This window comes from Bifidobacterium leontopitheci (genome assembly GCF_009193355.1).
GTDB lineage: Bacteria > Actinomycetota > Actinomycetes > Actinomycetales > Bifidobacteriaceae > Bifidobacterium > Bifidobacterium leontopitheci.
This window is the reverse complement of sequence record NZ_WBVT01000071.1, coordinates 1-4,317: the sequence shown is the minus strand read 5'-3', so window position 1 is coordinate 4,317 and position 4,317 is coordinate 1. Positions and strand designations below refer to the sequence as shown.

Annotated in this window: 2 protein-coding genes and 1 pseudogene; all 3 read right to left on the bottom strand. The window is 64.2% G+C overall.

The window, feature by feature from the left end; all coding sequences use genetic code 11:
* Window positions 1-319: 319 nt before the first annotated feature.
* Window positions 320-1,663 carry an ABC transporter substrate-binding protein gene (locus tag F7D09_RS10925; protein WP_152235512.1) on the bottom strand — a complete coding sequence of 448 codons (1,344 nt, stop codon included), beginning with the start codon at window positions 1,661-1,663 and terminating at the stop codon, window positions 320-322.
* 274 nt (window positions 1,664-1,937) lie between these two features.
* Window positions 1,938-4,013 carry a beta-galactosidase gene (locus F7D09_RS10920; RefSeq protein WP_152235511.1) on the bottom strand — a complete coding sequence of 692 codons (2,076 nt, stop codon included), beginning with the start codon at window positions 4,011-4,013 and terminating at the stop codon, window positions 1,938-1,940.
* 179 nt (window positions 4,014-4,192) lie between these two features.
* Window positions 4,193-4,317: pseudogene (locus F7D09_RS10915) on the bottom strand (carbohydrate ABC transporter permease); the annotation flags it as partial.

Here is a 4,317-nt window from a genome sequence, read left to right as displayed (position 1 = left end):
ACTGGAACACCAAACGACGCCAGGAACGGCTGGGGGGACTGACCCCGGAGGAATTCCGGGACACGTTCCCCACAGCCCGGTCTGGTACCCTTTAATAAACCACGTCCAACTTTTGGGGCGCAGTTCAACCGAGGGGGCCAAGGGCGGTCATACCGTCCGCCTTACCCTGCACGCGGACAGCCCCTGTACCGAGAAACGTGTTTGCGTCTGCAGTAAGGTAAGGCCCCGATATGAAAAACTCCCCCTCCCCGTTGCCGGGGAGAGGGAGTCGATAGGAGGAGAAGATCATCCCCGGCCGTCACCGGCCGGGAAGGTCAGCTTACTTGACCGTGAAGCCCTGATCCTTGCCGTAGTCCTGCAGGGCCTTCTGCCAAGCGGCCACGCCATCGCTCAGCTTCTGGTTGCCGGTGTAGGACTTGCCGACGTAATCGCCGAAGATGGTGCGGGCCTTGACCTCGAAGGGCAGGAACTGGTAGTCGGAGGAGACGTTCTCAGCGGCCTGCGCGAGGACCTCGTTGTACTTCTGACCACCGAAGTAGTCCACGTCCTTGCCTTCGGAGTTCTTGACGGTGGTGGCGTTCTTGAAGGAGTCGGACTCCATGGAGGCCTTGTCAGCCGGGAATGCGCCGCCGGCCACACGGGTGGCCACGCCGTCGCCGTGGTTCGCGTACTCGATGAACTGCCACGCGGCGTCGGCCTTGGTGGAGGACTTCAGGATGGCGAGCGAGGAACCGCCGTTCTCGGAGTTGGTCGCGGAGCCGTCAGCGGTCGGCATCTGGGCGACACGCCACTTGCCGGCACCGTCAGCGGCGGAGTTCGCCAGGTTGGCGGGCATCCAGGCGCCGGTGAGCAGGGAGGCGATGGTGCCGTCGACCATGCCCTTGAACCAGTCCTCGGACCAGCCGGTGGTCTTGGTGTCGAGCAGGCCCTCATCGAGCAGCTTCTGCCAGAACTCGTTGAACTTCTGGACGTTCTTGTCGCCGGTGAGGTTGATGGTCACCTCGGAGCCGTCATCGGAGGTCTTGAACGGCTGGCCGCCGGCGAGCCACGTCATCGAGTCGTAGAAGCCGGCGTCGCCGGTGTCGGACGTGATGTAGTAGTTGTCGCCGAGGGCGTGGATCTTCTTGGCGGCCTGGTAGTAGTCGTCCCACGTCTTGATCTTGGTGGCGTCGACGCCGGCCTTGTCGAAGACGTCCTTGTTGTAGAAGAAGGCCATCGGGCCGGAATCCATCGGCAGGCCGTAGACCTTGCCGCCGACCTGGACGGAGGACCACGGGCCGGGGGTGTAGAAGCTGTCGTAGCCGGAGGTCTTGTCGGTGATGTCGAGCAGGTTGTCCTTGATGGCGTACTGCGGGATGGCGTAGTACTCGACCTGGGCGACGTCAGGGGCGCCCTTGCCGGCGGAGATGGCGTTGTCGAGCTGCTGGTATTCCTTGGTGTTGGTGCCGACGTTCTTGAGGTTGACCTTGATGCCGGTCTTCTTCGTGAAGTCCTTGGCGACCTGGGTCAGCGTGGGCTCCCAGGCCCACACGGTGATCTCCTTGACGTCCTTCTCCTGAGTCGGCTGCGAGGAGCCGCTGTCGGAACCGCACGCCGCGACGCTGACCAGCATCGCAACGGCACCGGTGAGAGCCAGTGCCTTCTTGCCCATCGTGAACTTCATCGTTCCATTTCTCCTTCCTTCAGCCGTCGTCGTGACGGTTGATGAAACAATTTCGTTCTGCTCACATCCATCCGCATCCAGCCGGGGACCGGTGCTTGGTCCGCCGCCCCTCGGCTGCGAGGTTGTCATCGTCAACGATGTTAGATGAATGATTGCGATAACATCTTGTATTATACACGCATTCCAAAGAATGCAAAATCAAAGCGGCGTATGTCCGCGTGTTGCGCAGACATACGCCGCTTCATAGCGCTTAAAACACTGACAATTCAGCGTTTTATCGTTTCACTACCACCACGCCGTTCGGCGCGATGGTCACGTTGCCATCCTCGGCCTGCGCGTCGGCGAGCGACGCGACGACGATCTCGCCCTCGGCCGACACGGTGACCGGATCATGGGTGCGGTTGAACAGGAACTCGAAGTGACGGTCCCCGGCCTCATCCGTACGCTCCACGCGCAGCACGCGGCCGTCGCCCTTCAACTCCTCGAGGCCGAGGGCCTCAAGCATGGCAGGCAGGCTCTTGGCCAGGCCTTCGCGGCCCAGACGGCAGCCCACGTAGGCGCTGCGGCCGTCACCGAAGTCGTTGACCACGATGGCCGGCACGCCGTTCATGCCGATCCACGGCTCGCTCTGATAGCTCGCGAGCACGCGGGCGCTGTCGGCGGTGGAGGTGATCACGTCGGCGAAGTCGTGCGCGGTCGTGCCGTTGTCGAGCGCAAGGCGGTCGGGCGTGCCCGGCAGGTCGTCGCCCATCGGGTAGAACTCCTCGACGCGCACGCCGACGACGTCACGAATCGAGCCCGGATAGCCGCCCAGCCAGATGTGGTCGTTCTCGTCCGCAAGTCCCGTGTAGTAGGTCACGAACAGCCTGCCGCCGTTCGCCACGTAGTCGCGCACCCGGCGGCTCGTCGCCTCGCTGAGCAGGTAGACGGACGGCAGCACGGCGGCCTTGTAGGTGTCCCAGTCGGAACGCACGGGCACCACGTCGGCGGTGATGCCATTGTCGGCGAGGGCGCGGAACCAGTCGAGCGGCTCGGTCCAGTGGCGCACCTGCTGGCTCGGCGTGGCGGTGTGCTCGGTGGCCCATTCGGACTCGTAGTCGAACACGACGGCGACCTTGGCCTTGTCGAGCTTCGTGCCCAACACGCCGGCTTCGGACAGGCGGCCGAGGTCGACGCCCAGCTCGCACACGTCACGGAAGATCTGCGAGTCGGCGCCCGCGTGCGGCACCATGGAGGAATGCCACTTCTCGGCGCCCGCCTTGGACTGGCGCCACTGGAAGTAGCAGATGGCGTCGGCGCCCATGGCGACCTGCGCGAGCGAATCACGCACCACGGAGCCAGGCTCGGCGCGATAGTTGATCGGACGCCAGTTCACCGCGGACGTGGAGTGCTCCATCTGGAACCACGGCTGCTTGCGGGCGATGCCGTCAACCAGCGAGGCCGAATAGGCGACCTCGTCGAAGTGCGCCTCGCCGGGGGTGAAGTAGTGGTCGTTCGAGACGAAGTCGACGTCGGCGCCCCAGTCGTCATAATCGAGCAGCGAGCCGCCGGCGGAGACCATGAAATTCGTGGTGAGCGGACGTCCCGGCGTGATCTCCTCGAGCGTGTCGCGTTCGGCGATGTAGAACTCCTTGAGCGCGTCCGAGCTGAACCGCTTGTAGTCGAGCAGCTTGCCGGGGTTGATGAAGTTGCCGTCGCCGATGTAGCGCGGCGGGATGATCTCGGAGAAGTCGTTCATCCGCTGCGCCCAGAACGCGGTGCCCCAGGCGTCGTTGACCGCGTCGATGGTCTTGTAGCGCTTGCGGCACCACTTCTGGAAGGCGCGCAGCGCATCGTCCGAATAGTCGAAGCGGTTGTGGCAGCCGTACTCGTTGCTCACATGCCAGGCGACCACATACGGGTTGTCCTTGTAGTGTTCGGCCATCGCGCGGCACAGGGCAAGCGCGTAGTCGCGGAACACGGGGCTCGTCGGACGCCAGTGCTCGCGGGCGCCCGGCCAGACGGTGTCGCCGCGCTCGTCCTTCCACAGGACCTCCGGGTGCGCCTGCGTGAGCCACATCGGCGGCGAGGCGGTGGCGGAGGCGAGGTCGACGGCGATGCCGGCGCGGCCGAGCTTGTCGATGATGCGGTCGAGCCAGTCGAAGTCGTACTCGCCTTCACGCGGCTCGATCTTCGCCCACGAGAAGATGCCGACCGAGACCAGGTTCACCCCGGCCTTGAGCATCAGCTCGATGTCTTCATCCCAGACCGACTCGGGCCACTGGTCGGGGTTGTAGTCGCCGCCGTACCAGATGCGGGCTTCGGCGCCCTTGAGCGGCTGCGGCCAGCTGTGTTTTCTGCGTTTTGTCATTGGTGATACTCCATTGTGTGGTTCATGGGTTGCCCGGTTCGGCTGCGGTTGCCGCCGCCCCGCCGGACAGAACCGGTATGCCGGATCATCATCCACGTATGCAAGGTGCCGGAACGGTCAGGCGATCGTCCCGGCACACTCATGAGCGTCCCCCGGATTGATGGTCCGTTACCGGCACGTCATTCTTTGACGGCGCCGGCGGCGAGGCCGGACTGCCAGTACTTCTGCAGGCACAGGAACGCGATCACCAGAGGGACGATCGTGATCAGCGAACCCGTGATCACCAGGTTCTGGATCGCCTGGC

Excerpts from the sequence above, each read along its gene's own strand:
- F7D09_RS10925 (WP_152235512.1), bottom strand. The coding sequence starts at position 1,663 with ATGAAGTTCACGATGGGCAAGAAGGCACTGGCTCTCACCGGTGCCGTT.
- F7D09_RS10920 (WP_152235511.1), bottom strand. The coding sequence starts at position 4,013 with ATGACAAAACGCAGAAAACACAGCTGGCCGCAGCCGCTCAAGGGCGCC.